Origin of the sequence: Psychrilyobacter piezotolerans (assembly GCF_003391055.1) — a bacterium.
GTDB lineage: Bacteria > Fusobacteriota > Fusobacteriia > Fusobacteriales > Fusobacteriaceae > Psychrilyobacter > Psychrilyobacter piezotolerans.
This window is the reverse complement of the sequence record NZ_QUAJ01000073.1, coordinates 1-1,066: the sequence shown is the minus strand read 5'-3', so window position 1 is coordinate 1,066 and position 1,066 is coordinate 1. Positions and strand designations below refer to the sequence as shown.

The 1,066-nt window shown below is 32.1% G+C and carries 1 protein-coding gene; it reads left to right on the top strand.

The features are described from left to right. The first annotated feature begins 92 nt into the window (after positions 1 to 92). On the top strand, positions 93 to 1,064 hold the full coding sequence (locus DYH56_RS15685) for an IS30 family transposase (protein WP_158539184.1): 972 nt from the start codon (positions 93 to 95) through the stop codon (positions 1,062 to 1,064). Positions 1,065 to 1,066 lie beyond the last annotated feature (2 nt).

The window sequence follows — 1,066 nt, the reverse complement described above, 5'->3', positions numbered from 1 at the left end:
ACTTACATTGTATAATTAAATGCAACAAAAAAAGATCCATAGAGACTTCCTTGGTATAATGTATGTGCGAGCAAACATTAATGGAGGTTTCTATGAATCGAGAACATATTACCATTTTAGAAAGAGAAAGTATATTAAAATTTTTAACATTAGGTTATTCCAATGCGGAAATAGGAAGACAATTAGGGAGAGATAGAGCTACTATAGGTAGAGAAATCAAAAGAAATACTATTGATGGAGAATACAGTCCTTTTAAGGCTCAATTAGCTTATCAAGAAAGAAAAAAGAAATGTGGAGCCAAAAATATTTTAAAAAAAAGTATCCTTTTAATCGATATCCAAAAGAAGTTAGAAAACTCTTGGACCCCTGAACAAATAGCAGGAAGAGCAAAGATAGATAAGTTATACAATATATCATTTAAAACTATCTATAGAGCAATAGAAGCAGGGTTTCTTTCAGAAGGTGCTATTAAATTACTACCTAGAAAAGGTAAGGTTAAAAAGAATGGAGTTAAAGAAAAAAGAGGTACGATACCAGATAAAAAAATGATAGAAGAAAGACCACAAGAAGCAAATGATAGAAGTGAGATAGGACACTACGAGAGCGACACAATAGTAGGCGCAGAGCATAAAGGTGCTATTATGACTTACGTTTGTAGGAAGACAAGATTCTTAATAGCAGAACTGATGCCAGATAGAAAAGCTGAAACATTCAATAAAGCGACCCTAGAAAATTTTAAGTATATACCTGAAAAATTGGTGAAAACATTTACCTCAGACAATGGAAAAGAATTTTCAGGGTTTAAAGAACTTGAAGAAAAGTTAGAGATAAAAACATATTTTGCTAACCCGTATCATTCATGGGAAAGAGGGACTAATGAGAATACAAATGGATTATTGAGAAGGTTTTTTAAAAAAGGAACGGACTTTCTAAAGTTAACAAAAGAAGAGGTAAATATAGCAGTACAAAAAATAAATAATAGACCAAGGAAATGTTTAGGATGGAAAACTCCCCATGAAGAATTCTGGGGAGAACCAGGTGTTGCATTTAATTTGACAATCTAGGT

Excerpts from the sequence above, each read along its gene's own strand:
- DYH56_RS15685 (WP_158539184.1), top strand. The coding sequence starts at position 93 with ATGAATCGAGAACATATTACCATTTTAGAAAGAGAAAGTATATTAAAA.